This is a genomic window from Pseudonocardia sp. EV170527-09, from assembly GCF_008369905.1.
GTDB lineage: Bacteria > Actinomycetota > Actinomycetes > Mycobacteriales > Pseudonocardiaceae > Pseudonocardia.
In genome coordinates this window covers 1-19,592 of record NZ_VRMC01000009.1, presented here as the reverse complement: position 1 = coordinate 19,592, position 19,592 = coordinate 1, and the positions used below count along the sequence as shown (strand labels likewise).

Here is a 19,592-nt window from a genome sequence, read left to right as displayed (position 1 = left end):
CCCGAACGAGGAGACCATGACCACGCACCCCGTCGTCGCCGACCTGATCGCCCGCTCGAACAGCCTCGGGGCCGACCCGGCCACCACGAACTACGCCGGCGGCAACACCTCCGCCAAGGGCACCGCCACCGACCCGGTCACCGGCGGCGACGTCGAGCTCGTCTGGGTCAAGGGCTCCGGTGGTGACCTCGGCACGCTCACCGAGGCCGGCCTGGCGGCGTTGCGCCTGGACCGGCTGCGCTCGCTGGTGGAGGTCTACCCGGGCGTCGAGCGCGAGGACGAGATGGTCGCCGCGTTCGACTACTGCCTGCACGGGCGGGGCGGTGCGGCGCCGTCGATCGACACCGCGATGCACGGTCTGGTCACCGCACCGCACGTCGACCACCTGCACCCCGACGCCGGCATCGCGATCGCCTGCGCCGCCGACGGCGAGGCGCTGACCAAGGAGATCTTCGGCGACCGGGTGCTGTGGGTGCCGTGGCGCCGCCCCGGGTTCCAGCTCGGGCTCGACATCGCCGCCGTCGCCGAGGCGAACCCGCAGGCGATCGGGGTGATCCTCGGCGGGCACGGCATCACCGCCTGGGGCGAGGACGCCGCGTCCTGCGAGGCGCACTCGCGGGAGATCATCCGCACCGCGCAGGAGTACCTGGACTCCCGTGGGGTCGCGGAGCCGTTCGGCGCCGTTCGCCCCGGCCACGAGCCGCTGCCGCCGGAGCAGCGGCGCGCCCGGGCCGCCGCGCTCGCCCCGGTGGTCCGTGGGCTGGCCTCCACCGACCGGCCCCAGGTCGGACACTTCACCGACTCCGAGGTCGTACTGGACTTCCTGTCCCGGGAGAAGCTCGCGCGGCTGGCCGGGCTGGGCACCTCCTGTCCGGACCACTTCCTGCGCACCAAGGTGACGCCGCTGGTGCTCGACCTGCCGCCGTCGGCGACGGTCGAGGAGTGCACGGCCCGGCTGCGCGAGCTGCACGCGGCCTACCGCGAGGACTACCGCGCCTACTACGACCGGCACGCCGACGCCGACTCGCCCGCGATCCGCGGCGCCGACCCGGCGATCGTGCTGGTCCCGGGCGTCGGGATGTTCTCCTTCGGCGCGAACAAGCAGACCGCGCGGGTCGCCGGCGAGTTCTACGTCAACGCGATCAACGTGATGCGCGGCGCCGAGGCCGTCTCCCGCTACGCCCCGATCGACGAGTCCGAGAAGTTCCGCATCGAGTACTGGGCCCTGGAGGAGGCCAAGCTCGCCCGGATGCCCCGGCCCAAGCCGCTGGCGACCCGGGTCGCGCTGGTCACCGGCGCGGCGTCCGGGATCGGGAAGGCGGTCGCCGCGCGGCTGGCCGCCGAGGGCGCCTGCGTCGTCGTCGCGGACCTCGACCTGAAGAAGGCCACCGACGCCGCCGCGGAGCTCGGCGGCACCGACGTCGCGATCGGGGTGGCCGCCGACGTGTCCTCGGCCGACGGCGTCGCCGCCGCGTTCGCCGAGGCCGCGCTGGCCTTCGGCGGCGTCGACCTCGTCGTCAACAACGCCGGGCTGTCGATCTCCAAGCCGCTGCTGGAGACCACGGAGGCCGACTGGGACCTCCAGCACGACGTGATGGCCAAGGGTTCCTTCCTGGTCTCCCGCGAAGCCGCCCGGATCATGATCGACCAGGGGATGGGTGGCGACATCGTCTACATCTCCTCGAAGAACGCCGTGTTCGCCGGGCCGAACAACGTCGCCTACGGCGCCACCAAGGCCGACCAGGCCCACCAGGTCCGCCTGCTGGCCGCCGAGCTCGGTGGGTACGGGATCCGGGTGAACGGCATCAACCCCGACGGTGTGGTCCGCGGGTCCGGGATCTTCGCCGGCGGCTGGGGTGCGCAGCGTGCGGCCGTCTACGGCGTCGAGGAGTCGGAGCTGGGCGAGTTCTACGCGCAGCGCACGATCCTCAAGCGCGAGGTGCTCCCGTCGCACGTCGCCGCGGCGGTGTTCGCGCTGACCGGCGGCGATCTCACGCGCACCACCGGGCTGCACGTGCCGGTGGACTCGGGCGTCGCGGCGGCGTTCCTGCGATGAGGACCGGCACCGTCGCCGCGGTCGACCTCGGGGCCTCCAGCGGACGGGTCATGACCGTCCGGGTGGGACCGGGGACCCTCGACCTCACCGAGGCGCACCGGTTCGCGAACCGGCCGGTGCGGGTGCGCGGCACCCTGCACTGGGACGTGCTCGACCTGTACCGCGGTGTCCTCGACGGCCTGCGGGCCGCGGGCCGCGCCGCCGGGCGGCTCGACGGCGTCGGCGTCGACGGCTGGGCCGTCGACGTCGGCCTGCTCGACGACGACGGCGCGCTGCTCGGCAACCCGGCGCACTACCGCGACCCGTCGCACCGGGCCGGGGTGGACGCGGTGCACGCCGTCGTGGGCCCGGAGGAGCTGTACGCGGTCAACGGGCTGCAGCACCTGCCGTTCAACACGGTGTTCCAGCTCGCCGCCCGCCAGGGCGGCGCCGCCCTGGCCGCCGCGCAGCGGATGCTGCTCGTGCCCGACCTGCTGGGGTACTGGCTGACCGGCGCGGTCGGGGCGGAGGTCACCAACGCCTCCACCACCGGCCTGCTCGACGCGCGGACCCGCCGGTGGTCCACCGACCTGGCGGTGCGGCTCGGGCTGGACCCGGGGCTGCTCGTGCCGCTGGTGGAGCCCGGTGACCGGATCGGAGAGCTGCTGCCGGAGGTGCTGGCCACGACCGGGCTGTCCGGCCCGGTCCCGCTCACCGCGGTGGGGTCGCACGACACGGCGTCGGCGGTGCTCGGGGTCCCCGCGGCCGGCGACGACTTCGCCTACGTCTCCTGCGGCACCTGGTCGCTGGTCGGGGTGGAGCTGGAGAAGCCGGTGCTCACCGAGGACGCCCGCACGGCCGGGTTCACCAACGAGCTGGGCGTCGACTCCACCGTGCGCTTCCTGCGCAACGTGATGGGGCTGTGGCTGCTGCAAGAGTCGCTGCGCACCTGGACCGACGCCGACGGCGGCGCCGCGCCCGACCTGGACGCGCTGCTGGCGGAGGCGGGCCGCAGGCCCGCGTTCGGCTCCGTCGTCGACGCCGGGGACCCGCGGTTCCTCGAGCCCGGCGACATGCCCGCCCGGATCGCCGAGGCGTGCCGCGACCGCGGGGAGCCGGTGCCCGCCGACCGGGCCGCGGTGGTGCGGTGCGTCCTCGACAGTCTCGCGCTGGCCTACCGGTCCGCGGTGGACCGGGCCGTGGAGCTGTCCGGGCGGTCCGCCCCGGTCGTGCACCTGGTCGGCGGGGGTGCGCGCAACACGCTGCTGTGCGACCTCGCCGCCGACGCCTGCGACCGCCCGGTCGTCGCCGGGCCGGTGGAGGCCGCCGCGCTCGGCAACGCGCTCGTGCAGGCCCGCACCGCCGGGCTCATCGGCGGCGACCTCGGCGCGCTGCGGGCGCTGGTCCGTGACACCCTGCCGGTCCGGATCCACCGGCCCGACCCGGTGCGGGCACGGGCCGCCGAGCGCGCGCGGGAGCGTCTCGACCGAGGCTGACCCCTCCTCAGGAGGGGTCGTCGAACACCGGGTCCCGCCCCTCCAGCCGCGCGGCGACGGCCTCGCGCTGGTTCGGGCTCGCGATCAGTGCCCCGATCTCGGCCTGCTCGGCGGCGAGCTGCTCGGCGGGCGGACGGGGCGTCGCGAGCAGCCGCTTCGCCGCGCGGACCGCGTGCGGGTTGCGGGCGGCGATCTCCCGCGCGGTCGCCAGCGCGGCGGCCCGCGGGTCCTCGGCGGTGCGGGTCGCGAGCCCCAGCGCGACGGCCTCGCTGCCGGACACCGTGCGCCCGGTGAAGGTCAGGTCGCGGGCGACGTCGCGCCCGACCAGCTGCGGCAGCAGCAGCGTGCCGCCCATGTCGGGCACCAGGCCCCAGACGATCTCCAGCACCGACAGCGTCGCGGTGGGGGCGACGATCCGCAGGTCCGCGCCGAGCGCGATCTGTAGTCCGCCGCCCAGCGCGTGCCCCTGCACGGCGGCGATCACCGGCACGTCCAGCTCGGTCCAGGCGTACGCGGCGCGCTGCCCGGTCGCGCGGGCCGGGGAGCCGTCGCGCGGCGGGGGCAGCTCGGCGGTGGCCGAGAGCCGTTCGCCGGCGCGCATCGCGCGGAACATGTCGCGGTCCAGGCCCGCGCAGAAGTCCGGACCCTGCGCCGACAGCACCACGACGCGGACGTCCGCGCGGTCGCGCAGCGCATCCGCGGCGTGCACGATCGCGGTGAACTGGGCGACGTCGAGGGCGTTGCGGCGCTCCGGCCGGGTGAACCGCACCTCGGCGACGCCGTCGGCCACGGTGGTCCGGACCCGCTCGCTCATGCACCGCACCGTAACCCGGATCGGAGGCCGCCACGGCCTTCGTCGCGTCGCAACGGCGCCCGGAGGGCCGGGGGCCCGCGTCCCCGCGTTCCGCCGCCGGGGCCCTCAGCCGCGGACGGGCGGCTCGATGGTGATCGGGGCGCCCCAGCCGTCGTAGCGGACGAGGACGTCGAGGGCCGCGCCGTCGGGGAGCTGCTGGCGGACCCGGCTGCGCAGCGGCCTGCGTTCGGCGTCGACCCAGATCTCCGAGCTCAGCCGGGTCAGCCCGGCCCGCTGCTGGGCCTGCAGCGCCGCCCGGCGCGCCGGGTCGGTCTCGGTCGCCACGGCCCGTACCAGGTCGACGACCAGCGTGTAGTGCACGGCCGGGGTGCCGTCGACGGCGTCGTCGGTGGCGTCGGCGACGAGCACCGTGTCCGGGTAGCGGGCCACCGCCCCCAGCGGGTCGACCCCGGCGGCGACGTTCGCGGCGAGCGTCGCGTGCGCCATCTGCTCCGGCGGCAGCCGGACCCGCCCGGCCTCGCCCCAGCCGCCGTCGCCGGGACGCAGCCAGGTGCGGCCGCCGATCCGGATGATCTCGGTGCTCCGTGCAACCGTGCCCGATGGCCCCGAGCGCAGCAGCAGCCGCACCGCGGGGGCCTCTCCGGCCTCGTCGACCCGCAGGGCGCCGTCGCCGGTCACCGGTACGGTCGTGCCGTCGTGGGTCAGGGTGCCCGCCACCGACAGCGTCGAGCCGCCGTCGAGCCGGGTGCGGGCCCGGACGTCGGCGACCAGCGGGGCCGGGTCATAGTACTTCGGCAGCGCCGCCGGCGCGACCGCGGGCGGTGGGGTGGCGCCCGACGAGCCGGGCCACGAGCACCCGGACAGCCCGGGTACCAGCACCGCCCCGCACAGCAGCAGCGTCATCGCGCGCCGTCCCGGCACTACCCGCTCCCCGGCCGTCGTCGTGATCGTCGGAACTGTCAGGACCGACAGGACCGTCAGAACCTGTCGCTCGCCAGCGCCACCAGCACGCGGCGCAACGCGTCGAGTCTGCCTCCTTCGAGTGCACCGGAGGCGACCAGGTCGTCCAGTGCACACTCCGGGTCGGCGGGCGGCCCGAGGTGCCCGCAGCCGCGCGGGCAGTCCTCGATCGCGTCGGCGAGGTCGCCGAACGCGGCGACGACGTCGTCCGCGCTGACGTGCGCGAGCCCGAACGACCGGACCCCCGGGGTGTCGACGACCCAGCCGTCGGCGTGCGGGAACGCCAGGGCCGCGGTGGTCGTGTGCCGCCCCTTGCCGACGCCCGACACCCGACCGATGGCCTGGGTCGCAGCCGGGACGATCGCGTTGACCAGCGTGGACTTGCCGACCCCGGAGTGCCCGACGAGCGCGCACAGCCGCCCGGACAGCTCCGCGCGCAGCGCGTCCAGCCCGCTCGGCGGCCCGGACTCCGAACGTCCGGTCACCAGCACCGGCACGCCGAGCTCCCGGTACTGCGCGGCGAACGGCTCCGGGTCGGCGAGGTCGGACTTGGTCAGGCACAGCACCGGCTGCAGCCCGCCGGCGAACGCCGCGACCAGGCAGCGGTCGACGAACCCGCTGCGCGGCACCGGGTCGGCGACGGCGGTGACCACGATCAGCCGCTGCGCGTTCGCGACGACGATCCGCTCGTAGGGGTCGGTGTCGTCGGCGGTGCGGCGCAGCACGGTCTCACGCTCGGCGACCCGCACGATCCGCGCGAGGGTGTCCGGCTCGCCGGACAGGTCCCCGACGAGGTCCACCCGGTCCCCGACGACGACCGGTGTCCGGCCCAGCTCGCGGGCCCGCATGGCGACGACCTGGGGGAGGCTCGGGTCGGCGTCGACTGCGCAGGTCCAGCGGCCCCGGTCGACGGCGGTGACCATCGCGCGGGTCGCGTCGGCGTGCGCGGGGCGGCGCTTGCTGCGCGGACGGCTGCCGCGCCGTCCGGGGCGGACGCGGACGTCGGACTCGTCGAGCCTGCTGATATCGCGGGGCACGTCAGTTCCCGACCAGCGCCGCCCACCGGCCGGGGAAGTCCGGGATGGTCTTGTCGGTGCTGGCGACGTCGTCGATCTCGACGCCCGGCACGACCAGACCGATGATCGCGCCCGCGGTCGCCATCCGGTGGTCGGCGTAGGCGCCCCAGGGGCGGTCGGCGCGCCCGGTCAGCGGCTTCGGTTCGATGACCAGCCCGTCGTCGGTCTCGGTGACGGCGCCGCCGAGCGCGGTGATCTCGGTGGCCAGCGCGGCGAGCCGGTCGGTCTCGTGCCCGCGCAGGTGCCCGATCCCGCGCAGCCGCGAGGTGCCCGAGGCGAGCGCGGCGATCGCCGCGACGGTGGGTGCGAGCTCGCCCGCGTCGTGCAGGTCGACGTCGACGCCGCTGAGCCGGTCCGGGCCGGTCACGGTCAGCCCCTCGGCGGTGTGCGACACGGTCGCGCCGAACTGCTCCAGCACCGGCAGCACGTCGACGCCGGGCTGGGTGGTCTCGGCGGGCCAGCCGCGCACGGTGACCCGCCCGCCGGTCACGACGGCCGCGGCGAGGAACACCGAGGCGTTCGACAGGTCCGGCTCGACCGTCCAGTCCCGCGCCGCGACCGGGCCGGGCTCGACCCGCCAGCTGTTCGGCTCACCGTCGTCGACGACCACCCCGGCGGTGCGGAGCATCTCCACCGTCATCGCGATGTGCGGCAGCGACGGCAGCGGCTTCCCGTCGTGGCGGACGGTCACCCCGCGCTCGAACAGCGCGCCGGACAGCAGCAGCCCGGACACGAACTGCGACGACGCCGACGCGTCGATCGTGACCTCGCCACCCCGGACCGGGCCCCCGTCCAGGACGAACGGCAGCGCGTCGGCGGCGCCGTCGAAGGACACGGTGGCGCCGAGGTCGCGCAGGGCGCCCAGCACGGTGCCCATCGGCCGCTCCCTCGCCCGCGGGTCGCCGTCGAAGCGGACCGCGCCCGACGCCGTCGCCGCGGCCGGCGGGACGAACCGCATGACCGTCCCGGCCAGCCCGCAGTCGACCTCCGCCGGGAACGCCGCCGTGCCACCGCGCAGCCCGCCGTGGGCGCCGATCCGCACCGTGTCGCGCTCGGTGACGACCGGGACGCCCAGCGCGGTGAGCGCGCCGGTCATCAGCGCGGTGTCGCGGGTGGGCGGCGCACCGTCGACCCGGACGCCGCCGCCGGACAGACCGGCGAGCAGCAGCGCACGGTTGGTCACCGACTTCGACCCGGGGACGGTGACGGTGCCGGTCACCGGCGACCCGGGCGTGGGGGCGGTCCAGTAGCTCACGCCCCCATCCTTCCCCACATGGGAGCATGGGGCGCATGTGCGGCCGTTACGCCTCCACCAAGGCCCCCGCGGACCTGGCCGACGAGTTCCACGCCGTCGACGCGACGCAGGAGTCCTCGCAGCGTCCGGACTACAACGTGGCGCCGACCAAGGACATCACCGTGGTGGTCGAACGCCACCCCCGCGACGAGAGCGGCGAACCCGACCGGGACACCACCGAGCGGTCGCTGCGGACCGTCCGCTGGGGCCTGGTGCCGTTCTGGGCGAAGGACCCGTCGGCGGGTGCGCGGATGGTGAACGCCCGGTCGGAGACGATCACCGAGAAGCCCGCGTTCCGCCGTGCGGCCGCGTCGCGGCGCTGTCTGTTCCCGATGGACGGCTGGTACGAGTGGCAGCGCCACGACGCCGTTCCGAAGAACCAGGGCGGGACCGGCAAGCCGACCAAGCAGCCGTACTTCACCCACTACGCCGACGACGCCACGATGGCGATGGCCGGCCTGTGGGAGTACTGGCGTCCCAGCGGCGGCGAGCTCGCCGAGAAGTACCCGGACGGCCTGGTCACCGCCTGCGTGCTCACCACCGAGGCGGTCGGCCCGCTCGCCCAGGTCCACGACCGGATGCCGCTCGTGCTGCGCCCCGACGACTGGTCGGACTGGCTCGACCCGGACCGCGACACCGGCGACGACCGGGTCACCCGGCTGCTCGTCCCGCCGACCCCCGAGCTGGTGTCCACCCTCGAGATCCGGCCGGTGTCGCCGCAGGTCAACAACGTCCGCAACAACGGTCCCGAGCTGCTCGACCGGATCCCCGACGACCAGGTGACCGAGCCGATCCAGCTCGACCTGCTGTCGTGACCGGGGCGCGCGAGGTCGACACCCCGCGCGGACCGGCCCGGGTCACCCTGCACCGGGCGGAGGAACCGCGCGGCCTGCTGCTGCTCGGGCACGGCGCCGGCGGCGGTGTCGACGCCCCCGACCTGGTCACCGCGACCGCGGCGGCCACCGCCGCCGGGTTCGACGTCGGCCTGGTCGAGCAGCCCTACCGGGTCGCGGGCCGGCGGGCCCCCGCCCCGGCCGGACACCTCGACGAGGCGTGGCTCGCCGTCGTCGCGGCGGTGCGGCCCGGCCACGACGGGCCGCTGGTCGTCGGCGGTCGCAGCTCCGGTGCGCGCGTCGCCTGCCGCACGGCGACGACGGCCGGTGCCGCTGCGGTGCTGTGCCTGGCCTTCCCGCTGCACCCGCCCGGCCGCCCGGAGCGGACCCGGGCCCCGGAGCTCGACGGGGCCGGGGTGCCGGTGCTCGTGGTGCAGGGCCGCAGCGACCGGTTCGGCGTCCCGGCCGACGGTCCCGACCGGCGGGTGGTGCTGCTCGACGGCGACCACGGTCTGCGCAAGCAGCACGACCGGCTGCACGAGGTCGTCGCCGGATGGGCGGCGGAGCAGCTCGACCGGTAGGAGAGGTATGCCTACCCTTATGTGCCCGGTATGTTCCCTCCGTGTCGAAGATCCGATCCTTGAGAGCGTCGGCGGCCGCCGCGGTCCTGTCCGCGCTGCTGCTCGTGGTGGCCGGGTGCGCCGCGGCGCCCGAGTCGGCCCCGTCCGGGGCTGGCGGCTACACGGTCACCCACGCGATGGGCGAGACGCGGCTGCCGTCGCGGCCGTCGCGCGTCGTGGTCCTGGACTCCCCGCACCTGGACGCGCTGGTCGCGCTCGGGATCGTCCCGGTCGGGGCGAGTGAGTCGTCGGTCGGGGCCGGGTTCCCGCCGTACCTGGCCGACCGCCTGACGAGCACCCGGCCGACCGGAGCGATCAACGATCCCGACCTCGAGGCGGTCGCGTCGCTGCGGCCCGACCTGATCATCGGCTCGGCCACGCGGCACACCCCGCTCCACGCGCAGCTCGCGCGGATCGCCCCGACCGTGTTCTCGGTCGGCAGCGGCACCGACTGGACCGAACAGGCCCGGGTCACCGCTGCCGCGGTGCAGCGCACCGGCGAGATGGAGGAGCTGCTCGACAGGTGGCGGCTGCGCGCCGAGCAGGTGGGCAGGGAGGTCGGCGCCCCCGGTCGGACGGCGTCGATCGTGCGGTTCCAGCCGGAGTCGTTCCGGCTCTACGGGCCGAGGAGCTTCTCCGGGTCCGTGTTGACCGCGATGGGCTTCGACCTGGGCGACCGTGCCTGGAACGAGTACTCGATGCTGCAGGTCGGACCGGAGATGGCCTCGGAGATCGACGGCGACGTCGTGTTCTTCACCGACCGGGCCGGTGACCCGTCGGCCGGTGCCCGGGGTGCGGTGAGCAGGCTGTGGGGCACCGCCGCCGCCGTCCGCGCCGGCCGGGTGCACGAGGTCGAGGACGAGACCTGGATGGTGGGGATCGGCGTGCTCGGCGCCGACCGGATCGTCGACGACGTGCGGCAGCGTCTGGCCTCGGGACCGCCGTCCTAGCGGGCCCCGGCCAGCAGCGCGGCGAGCTCGGCCGCGGGGCGTGGCGACCCCAGGTGCCAGCCCTGGCCGATGTCGCATCCCAGGTCGTGCAGCCTGCGGGCCTGCCAGCCGGTCTCGACCGACTCCGCGACGACGGTCAGCCCGAGGGTGTGCGCCAGCTCGATCATCGCCGAGAGGATGACCGGGCTGTCGACGTCGCCGGGGCCCGGGTCCTCCGGGCCCTCCTCGCCGGGGCAGGCGCCACCCCGGCCGGTGACGAACGACCCGGCCAGCTTGAGCACGTCCACCGGCAGCCGGTGCAGGTAGACCAGGTTCGAGTAGCCGGTGCCGAAGTCGTCGATGGCGATGCGCACCCCGAGCCGGGACAGCTCCTCCAACGCCTGCACCGGGCGCCCGGCGGCGGACATGAGGTCGCTCTCGGTCAGCTCCAGCTGCAGCGACGAGGCGGGCCACCCGGTCCGCTCCAGCACGTCGGCGATGCGGAGGACGGCGTCGGGCCTGCGCAGCTGCTGGCCCGCCACGTTCACGCTGAGCACCAGCCCCGCGGCGGCGCCCGAGTCCACCCAGGACCGGGCGTCGGTGCAGGCCCGCTCCAGCAGGTGCAGCCCCAGCGGGACGATCAGGCCGGTCTGCTCGGCCAGCGGGATGAACACGTCCGGGCCGAGCCGCTCGCCGTCGGCGGTGCGCCAGCGGGCCAGCGCCTCCACCCCGACGACGGCGCCGTCGTCGAGCGCGACCAGCGGCTGGTACTCCAGGTGGAACTCGCCGCGCTCCAGCGCACCCGGCATCCGGCCGGCCAGCTCGAACAGGTGCACGTCGTTCGCGTGCCGGGCCGGATCGAAGACCGCGATGCGGTCCCGGCCGTCGCGCTTGGCCCAGTACATGGTGGTGTCCGCGGCCTGCATGAGCTCGGCGGCGCCCGCGGCACCGGTGACGTCCTCGCCGGTGGCGGCGCCCGCGGCGTCGCGGAACGGGCGGGCGACGATCCCGATGCTGGCCGACACCACCACCTCCCGGCCGCGCACGTGCACCGGCCGCCGGACGACCGCCAGCGCCCGGTCGGCGACCTCGGCCAGCTGCTCGACGCCGGTGCACTGCTCCACGAGCACCACGAACTCGTCGCCGCCCATCCGGGCCACGGTGTGCCCTGCCGGGCGGAGCTCGGCGTCGAGGCGGTGCGCGACGGTGCGCAGGAGCTGGTCGCCCGCGTCGTGGCCGAGGGTGTCGTTGACGGCCTTGAAGCCGTCGAGGTCGAGGTAGCAGACCCCGACCGGGGCGGGGGAGCCGTACGGCCCGGCGAGCGCGGTCTCGAGCCGGGTGAAGAACAGCGAGCGGTTCGGCAGCCCGGTGAGCGGGTCGTGCTCGGCCTGGTGACGCAGCCGTGACTGCAGGCGGCGGCGCTCGGTTACGTCGGAGACCATCGCGACGAGGTAGCGGGGCTCGCCGTCGGGGGAGCGGACCAGCGAGACGGTCAGCTCGGTCCACACCTGGTCGCCGTCGACCCGGAAGTAGGCCTTCTCCATCCGGACGTGCCCGATCCGTCCGGCGAGCATGGACTCGATCTGCGGCCACATCTCGGGGGTGTCCTCGGGATGGATGAACTCGAACACCGAGCGGCCCACGAGCCCGCCGGGCCGGTGGCCGAGCATCTGGGTCAGCGTGCGGTTGGCCTCCAGGATCCGGCCCTCGGTGTCGGCGACGCTGATGCCGATCACGGAGCTCTCGAACACCACGCCGTAGCGCGCCTCGGAGCGCCAGCGGGCGTCCTCGGCGGCGGCGCGTGCGGCGAACGCGGCCGAGCTGATCCGCTCCTGCTCCAGCCGGGTGCGGTCGCGCAGCATCCGGGCGTACCCGGTCGACAGCGCCCCGACCGCCCTGCTCCAGCGGCGGAACCGCTCCGGGTCGAGGGTGTGCTCGGCGAAGTGCTCGGACAGCACGTCGATCGAGCAGCGCAGGGCGGCCGGGTCGGTGAGGTGCGAGGCGACCAGCTCGGCGCCGACCTCCTCGGCCATGATCTCCTCGGCCCGCCCCTCGACGACGGCGGTGAACCACCAGGCCGCACCGGACAGCACCGCGTGCAGGTCGGCGCGGGCGGCGGAGACGAAGCTGCGGGCCTCGATCGCGGCGACCCAGGCGTCGGCCAGCGCCGACGGCCCCGGGCCCCCGTCGTCGGGCAGGACGGGGACGGGTTTCGCCATGACGGCTCTCCCTCCCACTGTCAGTCGCCGGGCGGCCCGGTGTGACGGGCGACGGCGGCCAGGCCGGGGTAGCGCTGCGCCTCGGGGCCCACCGGGGTCTCCGGACGCCAGAGCGGGATCCGCACGACTCCGGGTTCCACCAGCTCCAGGCCGGCCAACAGCGCCGTGAGCTCCTCGGTGTCGCGCATCCGCATCCGGTTCGGGGACGTGTCCCTGTTGTAGAGGTTCTGGGCCTGGCTCGCACCGGAGAGGCCCCCCTCGTCACTCGCGTGGCTGACGACCACGTGGCTGCCGGGGGCGGTCGCGGCGGCGTAGGCGGCGATGATCCCGGCCGGGTCGGCCTCGTCCGGGACGAAGTGCAGCACCGAGACGAGCAGCACCGCCACCGGCTGCGTCAGGTCGAGGTGGCTGCGGGTCAGGGGGTCGTCGAGGACCCGTCGCGCGTCGGTCAGGTCGGCGGCGAGGACGGCCGTCGACGGGTCGTCGTCGAGCAGCGCACGGCTGTGCGCGACGGCGATCGGGTCGTTGTCGACGTAGAGCACCCGGGCGTCGTCGCAGGCGGTCGCCGCGACCTCGTGCACGTTGCCGACGGTCGGGATGCCCGAGCCGAGGTCGAGGAACTGGCGGATCCCCTGCGCGCACAGGTGGTGCACGGCCCGGCGCAGGAACGCCCGGTTGGCCTGCGCGACGGCCGCCATCTCGGGCAGCGCGTCGAGCACCCGGTCGGCGAAGGCACGGTCGACCTCGAAGTTGTGCGACCCGCCCAGGTAGTAGTCGTAGACCCGGGCGACGCTCGGGCTGGTCATGTCCACCTCGTCGGGCGCCCATTCCGGTCGGTCCACGCGTGCTCCCCGCTGCTCGTCTCGACGGTGCCGACGGCGGTCCGGGGCCGTCGGTGACCGACCCTACTGGCGCGGAGCCCGGATCGGACCCGTCCGTGTGACCCCCTGCGGTCAGCCGGTCGCGATCGGTGCGACGACGGCGCCGGTGAGTGCCACCAGGTCCGCCGGGGCGAGCTCGATCTCCAGGCCGCGCCGGCCCCCGGAGCAGAACACCGTCGGATGCTCCTGCGCGGAGACGTCGAGGACCGTCGGCAACCGTCGGCGCTGGCCCAGCGGGGAGATGCCGCCCGCGACGTAGCCGGTGGTCCGCTCGGCGTCGGCGACCTCGGCCATGACGGCCCTCTTCCCGCCCGCGGCGGCGGCCAGCGCCTTGAGGTCCAGCTGGGCCGACACCGGCACGATCCCGACGGTCATGGTCCCGTCGACGAGCGCGACGAGGGTCTTGAACACCCGTCGCGGGTCCTGCCCCATGACGGCGGCGGCCTCCTCGCCGTAGCCCGCGCCGTCGTGGTGGGTGTAGGTGTGCAGCTCGTGCGCCACCCCGCGCTTGCTCAGCAGTGCCGTCGCCGGGGTGCCCCTGCCCGCCATCGTCGGTGTCCTCCCGTCCTCGTCCCGGGGTCCCGACCCGGGGGTGACGGAGAACCTACGGGAATGCCGTCCGGCGCCGCACCGTTGTTCCGGGGGTGACGACATCAGTGATGGAGAGGCCCGGGGCCGCGCCGCCGGACGGCCGCGAGCGGCCGGGGCGCGTACCCTCCGACGCGTCCGTCGTGCCGGTGACCCGCACCGGCGCGCGACTCGTGTCACTGGAGAGGGAACCTTTGTCAGTACAGCCGGATGAGCCGGACCAGCCGGAGACGGGTGCGGCAGGGACCGATCCCGCGGAGCTCGCCGCCATGGTCGGTGTGGCCGACGAGGACGGCAACCGCGCGCCCGAGGACGAGAGCGTCTCCGACCGCACGGCCCGCTTCGAGCGCGACGCGATGCCGCTGCTCGACCAGCTCTACGGTGCGGCGCTGCGCATGACCCGGAACCCGGCCGACGCCGAGGACCTGGTGCAGGAGACGTTCCTGAAGGCGTACTCGGCGTTCGGGTCGTTCCGCCGCGGCACCAACCTCAAGGCGTGGCTGTACCGGATCCTGACCAACACCTACATCAACGGGTACCGGAAGCGGCAGCGTCAGCCCCTGCAGTCGCCGACCGACGAGATCACCGACTACCAGCTGGCCCAGGCCGGTGAGCACAGCTCGACCGGTCTGCGCTCGGCCGAGGTGGAGGCGCTCGACGCGCTGCCCGACAGCGACGTCAAGGAGGCCCTGCAGGGGCTGCCGGAGGACTTCCGCATGGCGGTCTACCTCGCCGACGTCGAGGGGTTCGCCTACAAGGAGATCGCCGAGATCATGGGCACCCCGATCGGCACCGTGATGTCGCGGCTGCACCGCGGCCGGCGCCAGCTGCGCGACATGCTGACCGACGTCGCCCGTGAGCGCGGCTTCGTCCGCGACGGGGGCGCCGGCGCGACCGGGGGCCGGGAGGTGACGGCATCGTGAGCGCCGCCGAGGGCTCGGGCGCACCGCTCGAGCGCAACCCCATGATCCAGGACCCGCCTGCGAACACCGGGTGCAGCGAGGTGCTGGCGGAGGTGTGGCTGTTCCTCGACCACGAGTGCGACCAGGAGCGGCGACGCCTGCTCCAGCGGCACCTGGACGAGTGCGGGCCGTGCCTGGCCGAGTACGGCATCGACGAGAAGCTGAAGGCGCTGCTGGCCCGCAAGTGCGGCGGTGAGGCGGCCCCGGCCGGGCTCAAGGACCGGCTGCGGTCCCAGATCCGTTCCGCGGTGCTCGAGCAGGCCCAGGTGACCGTGGAGAGCGGCCCGGAGGGCACCAGCGTCTCCGTGTCGCACCAGCGCACCGAGTACCGCAGCGGCTGACCGGCACCGCCGGTCCGGCGGCCGACCGGCACTGCCGCTCCGGCGGCAGACCCGCCACACGCACGCGAGAGGGCGGGCACTCCCACCGGGGTGCCCGCCCTCTCGCGTCGGTGTCGCCGAGCTCAGCAGTTCGGCTTCTTGCCGTGGTTGGCGCCCTTCTTGGCGCGGTCACGGCGCTTGCGTGCACGCTTGGACATCTCGACCCTCCTTCCCGTCCGGGTCACGGTTCCGCGGCGGTGCCGCGGGAGCTTGGTACGGGCGATTCTCGCATGTGATGGGATGGGCGATCGTGACCACGCTGAGCGAGCTGCTCGCCGAGCACACGACGATGGACGGCGAGACCGCCGATCACCTCCAGCGCGTGGTCGGTGAGTGGCAGTTGTTGGCCGACATGTCCTTCGCCGACTTCCTGCTGTGGGTGCCGCTGGACGACCTCCACGCGGGGACCGACGGTGCCTCCCGGGCGGCGACCGCGCAGTTCCTGTGCGTCGCCCAGGCCCGGCCCACCACCGCGCCGACCGCCCACCCGGACGACGTCGTCGGACGCCGGGCGGTGCCGGTGGAGGTCGGCCAGCTGCGCCGGGCGGTGCTGGAGGGCCGGATCTGTCGCGACGACGACCCGCGCTGGCACCTGGAGGTGCCGGTGCGGCGGGAGACCATCCCGGTGCGGTTCAAGGGCCGCACGGTGGCGGTGCTGTCCCGCGACACGAACCTGTCCACCCCGCGCGTCCCGAGCCCGCTGGAGATCGCCTACCTCGGCAGCGCCTCGGACCTGTGCCAGATGATCGTGGACGGGACGTTCCCGCCGCAGTCGGGTCCGCCCGGCTCGGCCGAGGGCAGCCCGCGTGCGGGGGACGGCCTGGTCCGCCTCGACGTGCACGGCAACGTGGCCTACGCCAGCCCGAACGCGCTGTCGGCGTACCACCGCATGGGCCACGCCAGCGACGTCGCCGGGGCCGACCTCGCGACGGTCACCAAGGCGCTGGTGCTGGACCCGTTCGATGCGAAGGACGTCGCGGGCCGGATCAACGAGGCACTCGACGGTGCCCCGTCCACCCGGATGGAGATCAAGGGCCGTCGGGCGACGATGCTCGTGCGCGCACTGCCGCTGCGCCCCCGCGGCGACGCGGCGGGCGCGCTGGTGCTGGTCCGGGACGTGACCGACCTGCGCCGCCGGGACGCGGCGTTGATGAGCAAGGACGCCACCATCCGCGAGATCCACCACCGGGTGAAGAACAACCTGCAGACGGTCGCGGCGCTGCTGCGGATGCAGGCCCGGCGCAGCGAGAACCCGGAGGCCGGTCGCGCGCTGGAGGAGTCGGTCCGCCGGGTCACCTCCATCGCGCACGTGCACGAGGCGCTGGCCTACTCCGTCGCCGAGGTCGTCGAGCTCGACGAGCTGCTGCCGAAGGTGTTGCCCGCCATCCGCGACGGCGCGACGACCGAGTCCCGTGCCCGGGTACGCGTCGACCCCGGTTTCGGGGCGCTGCCCGCGGCGAAGGCGACCCCGCTGGTGCTGGTCCTGGCCGAGCTGACGCACAACGCGCTGGCGCACGCCTACGACCCCGGTACGGCGGGGGAGGTGGTCGTCAGTCCGGTGCGCTCGGCGAGCCGGCTGGAGGTGTCGGTGGCCGACGACGGCCACGGGATGCCGGCCGACTTCGACTTCGAGAAGTCCAAGGGGCTGGGGCTGCAGATCGTGCGGACCCTGCTGACCTCCGAGCTGGAGGCGACGATCGAGGTGCGGGCCCGGGAGGGCGGCGGCACGGTGGCCGTGGTCCGGGTACCGCTCGGCGGCTCCTGAGGGCACGGGGCGGGAGGGCGGCGGGGCAACGGTTCCGCCGCCCGTCGTCCCCGGGCGGTCGCTGCGGTGCGGCGGGCGACCGATCCCGGTCACTCCCGGTGACCCGGGGCGTGGGAGAGGGCCCGGAGGGCACCGGATACGCTCGTCCCGTGACCGTTGATCCCGGTGCCGTGGTCGCGCCGGTACCGTGGTCGACCTTCACGCCGGGGTGGCAGATCACCCCAAACGCACCTCGGGCCCGTGGCCGGTGGCGTCCGGCTACGGGCCCGAGGTCGGGGAGCTACTTCTTCTACTTCTCGGAGCTGCTGCCCGAGGCGCGCGAAGCGACTGTTCCCGGGACAGCTGTTCCTGCCGTGGTCCGGGCGAGTGCCCGGAGGCGGCTGCCTACGCGGTGCGGGCGCGCGGACGGGTGCTGCGCCGCTTCAGGGCGCGCCGCTCGTCCTCGCTCATGCCGCCCCAGACACCCGCGTCCTGGCCGGACTCGAGGGCCCACTGCAGGCACGACTCGGTGACCGGGCAACGCCGGCACACGCTCTTGGCCTCCGCGATCTGCATCAGGGCAGGGCCGCTGGTGCCGACCGGGAAGAACAGCTCCGGGTCCTCGTCGCGGCAGATCGCGTCGTGACGCCAGTCCATGATCACTTTCTCCTCTGGTGCGCGATCGGGGTCGCGCCGATCGTCTGTGCGCTGATGTTACGTGCATGTTTCGCAGCTTGTGAATACTTTCACGAGCCACCACGGTCCTCAATGGGGAACTGCTCGCGGGATACGTGAGCGCCCTCATAGGGAACGCACGTAGACAGACCAGTGCCCGGGACTTCGAGCCGCCCTGGGCCGGTTCCACGATCCAGTGTCCCCGTCCCACGCGGAATCGGCCACCCGAAAACGGTGTCGACCCGGACACCCTCTGAGTGAGGGGCCCGGCCCGGTGGGACGGAACCTCCACGAGCGGCGCTGCTCGTGGCCTCGCTTGCGTAGGACCACCTTGGATCACGGGTTTGGCCTGGTGTAAGCCCCAACGGGACCGACGGTCCGCTCACATCGGTGAATGGCGGGGTAGCTCACTCCAGCGTGTGAGAGCGCCCGCACGATGAGCGACGAACCGTCCGTCTCACACGACGACGCGTAACGCTCCGGGCACGCTCAGGAATTCCACGTCGGTGCGCATTCCGAGGTGGTCGCCGTCGAGCTGGAGCGCGAGGGGCTGTTCCGAGGTGATCCGCACCCGGCCGACCGCGTCGTGCCGGACGATGTGCCGCCCGTGCGGGTCGCCGTCGGCGGCCAGGATCTGGCGCAGGGTCGAGGCGATCGTCCGCGGACTCAGCCCGGTGAGGGCGAACAGCCCCAGCCCGCTGCCGAACGACGAGCGGGGGTTGGTCCGCACCGCGCGGCCGGACAGGAAGGTCCACGGGTCGGTGTTGGAGACGAACGCCAGCCGCACCCCGGTCAGCGGCGCCGCGTCGGGCAGCTCCACCGTCATCGACGGCGGCCGGCGCAGCTGCGCGAGGTACTGGGCGATCGCGGTCAGCGCGTAGCGGCCGGGGCTGGCCTCGTGGCCCTGCGCGCGGGCGCGCTCCACCGCGGCCACGACCTCGGCGTCCCAGCCCATGCCGGCGTTGAAGGTGAACCAGCGGTCGTCGGCCCAGCCGAGGCCGACCAGCCGTCGTCGCCGCCGGGCCAGCGCGGTGAGCACGTGCCCGGTCGCCTCGACCGGGTCGCGCGGCATGTCCAGGGCGCGGGCGAACACGTTCGCCGAGCCGCCGGGGACCACAGCGAGCATCGCCGTGGCGTCCGGGTCCGGCCGCGGGGCGCCGCTGCCCGAGCCGGTCTGCGCGGCCAGGAGCCCGTTGACGACCTCGTTGACCGTGCCGTCGCCCCCGAGCGCCACGACGAGCTCGACGCCGTCCGCCACGGCCGCCGCGGTCGCCTCCGCCGCGTGGCCCCGGTAGCGGGTCTGCAGGACGTCGAGCTTCAGCTCGCTGGCCAGGGCCTTGGTCAGTACGTCCCGGCCGGCGGCGGTGGTGGACGTGGCCTGAGGGTTGACCACGAGCAGCGCGCGCACGGGCCGACTGTATCGACCGCGCACCGGGCGGTCCGTCGGCCGCCCGGCGGTGGCCGTCGCGGCGGGCGGCCTATCCTCGCGAGGTGGCCGATGACCGTGACGCCCGCCCCGCGACGCGGGAGCGACCGCCGGAGAACGTGCGGGTGGCGGGGGTGCTCGTCGCGGCCGAGGGGCTCGTCGGCGCCGTCCTCGCGGTCGTGCTCGGCGTGCGCGCCCTGGAGGCCGGTGGCGCCCGCCTCTACTACGGGCTCGCCGAGGCCGGGATCTTCGTGCTCATGGCGGCCGCGGTGGCCGGTGTCGGCTACGGGCTGGTCCGCGGGGTGCACGGCTGCCGCACCCCGGCGATCGTCGTGCAGCTCCTGCTGTTCCCGGCCATCTACTACGCGCTGGGCCCCAGCCGGCAGCTGGTGTGGGGCATCGTCTGCGGCCTGTTCGTGCTGTTCACGTTCCTGATGCTGATCAGCGAGCAGTCCCGCCGCTGGTCGATGGGCGACGAGTACCCCGAGGACTAGCTGTGATGTCCAGGGAGGTTGGTCAGCCTGGTGACTGGTGGCTGGCCGCCGATGGCGGAGTGAGCGCGGTGGTGATTGTAGAAGTGCAGCCAGCCGGGTAGGGCGTCGTTGCGTTGGCGGGTCGACTCATAGAGTCGGGCGTAGGCCCAGCCGTCGGCCAGGGTCC

Annotated in this window: 20 protein-coding genes; 9 read left to right on the top strand and 11 right to left on the bottom strand. The window is 74.7% G+C overall.

Translation table 11 applies throughout. The annotated features are described in order from the left end of the window. Positions 1-16: 16 nt before the first annotated feature. A complete protein-coding gene (locus FVA95_RS04140; protein ID WP_149663015.1) occupies positions 17-2,056 on the top strand; it encodes a bifunctional aldolase/short-chain dehydrogenase in 2,040 nt (679 codons plus the stop codon). Then, positions 2,053-3,531, top strand: a complete 1,479-nt coding sequence (locus FVA95_RS04135) for a rhamnulokinase family protein (protein WP_149663014.1) — start codon at positions 2,053-2,055, stop codon at positions 3,529-3,531. Before FVA95_RS04140 ends, FVA95_RS04135 begins: the two co-directional genes overlap by 4 nt. Before the next feature lie 7 nt (positions 3,532-3,538). On the opposite strand, the gene FVA95_RS04130 is transcribed toward FVA95_RS04135, so the two are convergent. From FVA95_RS04130 to aroA, 4 genes are all read right to left on the bottom strand, one after another. Beyond that, positions 3,539-4,345 carry a crotonase/enoyl-CoA hydratase family protein gene (locus FVA95_RS04130; RefSeq protein WP_149663013.1) on the bottom strand — a complete coding sequence of 269 codons (807 nt, stop codon included), beginning with the start codon at positions 4,343-4,345 and terminating at the stop codon, positions 3,539-3,541. Positions 4,346-4,450: 105 nt separating this feature from the next. Then, positions 4,451-5,248, bottom strand: a complete 798-nt coding sequence (locus FVA95_RS04125; protein ID WP_149663012.1) for a hypothetical protein — start codon at positions 5,246-5,248, stop codon at positions 4,451-4,453. 74 nt (positions 5,249-5,322) lie between these two features. Continuing rightward, entirely contained in the window at positions 5,323-6,342 is a 1,020-nt protein-coding gene (rsgA, locus tag FVA95_RS04120; RefSeq protein WP_149663011.1) for a ribosome small subunit-dependent GTPase A, read from the bottom strand. A gap of 1 nt (position 6,343) precedes the next feature. Further along, positions 6,344-7,636: a 3-phosphoshikimate 1-carboxyvinyltransferase gene (aroA, locus tag FVA95_RS04115; protein ID WP_149663010.1), complete on the bottom strand. Its 1,293-nt coding sequence runs from the start codon at positions 7,634-7,636 to the stop codon at positions 6,344-6,346. Positions 7,637-7,671: 35 nt separating this feature from the next. On the opposite strand from aroA, the gene FVA95_RS04110 reads away from it, so the two are divergent. The 3 genes from FVA95_RS04110 to FVA95_RS04100 are packed head-to-tail and all read left to right on the top strand — an operon-like array spanning position 7,672 to position 10,078. Further along, complete coding sequence (locus FVA95_RS04110) at positions 7,672-8,490, top strand: SOS response-associated peptidase (RefSeq protein WP_149663009.1); 819 nt, start codon at positions 7,672-7,674, stop codon at positions 8,488-8,490. Continuing rightward, positions 8,487-9,089, top strand: a complete 603-nt coding sequence (locus FVA95_RS04105; protein ID WP_193564293.1) for an alpha/beta family hydrolase — start codon at positions 8,487-8,489, stop codon at positions 9,087-9,089. Before FVA95_RS04110 ends, FVA95_RS04105 begins: the two co-directional genes overlap by 4 nt. A 41-nt stretch (positions 9,090-9,130) precedes the next feature. Continuing rightward, a complete protein-coding gene (locus FVA95_RS04100; RefSeq protein ID WP_205015753.1) occupies positions 9,131-10,078 on the top strand; it encodes an ABC transporter substrate-binding protein in 948 nt (315 codons plus the stop codon). Here the strand turns inward: FVA95_RS04100 and FVA95_RS04095 are convergent. The 3 genes from FVA95_RS04095 to ybaK form a co-directional block, all read right to left on the bottom strand. After that, complete coding sequence (locus FVA95_RS04095; protein ID WP_149663008.1) at positions 10,075-12,276, bottom strand: bifunctional diguanylate cyclase/phosphodiesterase; 2,202 nt, start codon at positions 12,274-12,276, stop codon at positions 10,075-10,077. The genes FVA95_RS04100 and FVA95_RS04095 overlap by 4 nt on opposite strands. A 20-nt stretch (positions 12,277-12,296) precedes the next feature. Continuing rightward, positions 12,297-13,118 carry an SAM-dependent methyltransferase gene (locus FVA95_RS04090; RefSeq protein ID WP_149663007.1) on the bottom strand — a complete coding sequence of 274 codons (822 nt, stop codon included), beginning with the start codon at positions 13,116-13,118 and terminating at the stop codon, positions 12,297-12,299. 111 nt (positions 13,119-13,229) lie between these two features. Next, positions 13,230-13,706, bottom strand: a complete 477-nt coding sequence (gene ybaK / locus FVA95_RS04085; protein ID WP_149663006.1) for a Cys-tRNA(Pro) deacylase — start codon at positions 13,704-13,706, stop codon at positions 13,230-13,232. 317 nt (positions 13,707-14,023) lie between these two features. Here ybaK and FVA95_RS04080 point away from each other — a divergent pair, with 317 nt between their 5' ends. Both FVA95_RS04080 and rsrA read left to right on the top strand, forming a co-directional pair. Then, positions 14,024-14,668: a sigma-70 family RNA polymerase sigma factor gene (locus FVA95_RS04080; RefSeq protein ID WP_240051259.1), complete on the top strand. Its 645-nt coding sequence runs from the start codon at positions 14,024-14,026 to the stop codon at positions 14,666-14,668. A gap of 41 nt (positions 14,669-14,709) precedes the next feature. Continuing rightward, positions 14,710-15,048, top strand: a complete 339-nt coding sequence (rsrA, locus tag FVA95_RS04075; protein ID WP_149663063.1) for a mycothiol system anti-sigma-R factor — start codon at positions 14,710-14,712, stop codon at positions 15,046-15,048. A 122-nt stretch (positions 15,049-15,170) separates the two neighbouring features. Here the strand turns inward: rsrA and FVA95_RS34315 are convergent, their stop codons facing one another. Then, positions 15,171-15,245: a 50S ribosomal protein bL37 gene (locus FVA95_RS34315; RefSeq protein ID WP_369804880.1), complete on the bottom strand. Its 75-nt coding sequence runs from the start codon at positions 15,243-15,245 to the stop codon at positions 15,171-15,173. 92 nt (positions 15,246-15,337) lie between these two features. Between FVA95_RS34315 and FVA95_RS04070 the strand changes: the two genes are divergently transcribed. Beyond that, positions 15,338-16,852 (top strand): sensor histidine kinase, encoded by a 1,515-nt coding sequence (locus FVA95_RS04070; protein WP_149663004.1) that lies wholly within the window; start codon positions 15,338-15,340, stop codon positions 16,850-16,852. A gap of 384 nt (positions 16,853-17,236) precedes the next feature. Here the strand turns inward: FVA95_RS04070 and FVA95_RS04065 are convergent, their stop codons facing one another. Then, entirely contained in the window at positions 17,237-17,488 is a 252-nt protein-coding gene (locus tag FVA95_RS04065; protein ID WP_043277332.1) for a WhiB family transcriptional regulator, read from the bottom strand. A gap of 475 nt (positions 17,489-17,963) precedes the next feature. Further along, positions 17,964-18,914, bottom strand: a complete 951-nt coding sequence (locus tag FVA95_RS04060) for a diacylglycerol kinase family protein (protein WP_149663003.1) — start codon at positions 18,912-18,914, stop codon at positions 17,964-17,966. A gap of 83 nt (positions 18,915-18,997) precedes the next feature. Here FVA95_RS04060 and FVA95_RS04055 point away from each other — a divergent pair, with 83 nt between their 5' ends. Beyond that, a complete protein-coding gene (locus FVA95_RS04055; RefSeq protein WP_149663002.1) occupies positions 18,998-19,426 on the top strand; it encodes a hypothetical protein in 429 nt (142 codons plus the stop codon). Here FVA95_RS04055 and FVA95_RS04050 read toward each other — a convergent pair. Then, a partial coding sequence (locus FVA95_RS04050; RefSeq protein ID WP_149663001.1) for an integrase core domain-containing protein occupies positions 19,423-19,592 on the bottom strand: 170 nt, incomplete at its 5' end. The two genes, FVA95_RS04055 and FVA95_RS04050, sit on opposite strands and share 4 nt — an antisense overlap.

What these genes read in the sequence shown, in the direction of transcription:
- FVA95_RS04130 (WP_149663013.1), bottom strand. Translation starts at nt 4,345, where the DNA reads ATGAGCGAGCGGGTCCGGACCACCGTGGCCGACGGCGTCGCCGAGGTG.
- FVA95_RS04110 (WP_149663009.1), top strand. Translation starts at nt 7,672, where the DNA reads ATGTGCGGCCGTTACGCCTCCACCAAGGCCCCCGCGGACCTGGCCGAC.
- FVA95_RS04095 (WP_149663008.1), bottom strand. Translation starts at nt 12,276, where the DNA reads ATGGCGAAACCCGTCCCCGTCCTGCCCGACGACGGGGGCCCGGGGCCG.
- rsrA (WP_149663063.1), top strand. Translation starts at nt 14,710, where the DNA reads ATGATCCAGGACCCGCCTGCGAACACCGGGTGCAGCGAGGTGCTGGCG.
- FVA95_RS04135 (WP_149663014.1), top strand. Translation starts at nt 2,053, where the DNA reads ATGAGGACCGGCACCGTCGCCGCGGTCGACCTCGGGGCCTCCAGCGGA.
- ybaK (WP_149663006.1), bottom strand. Translation starts at nt 13,706, where the DNA reads ATGGCGGGCAGGGGCACCCCGGCGACGGCACTGCTGAGCAAGCGCGGG.
- FVA95_RS04065 (WP_043277332.1), bottom strand. Translation starts at nt 17,488, where the DNA reads ATGGACTGGCGTCACGACGCGATCTGCCGCGACGAGGACCCGGAGCTG.
- FVA95_RS04125 (WP_149663012.1), bottom strand. Translation starts at nt 5,248, where the DNA reads ATGACGCTGCTGCTGTGCGGGGCGGTGCTGGTACCCGGGCTGTCCGGG.
- FVA95_RS04140 (WP_149663015.1), top strand. Translation starts at nt 17, where the DNA reads ATGACCACGCACCCCGTCGTCGCCGACCTGATCGCCCGCTCGAACAGC.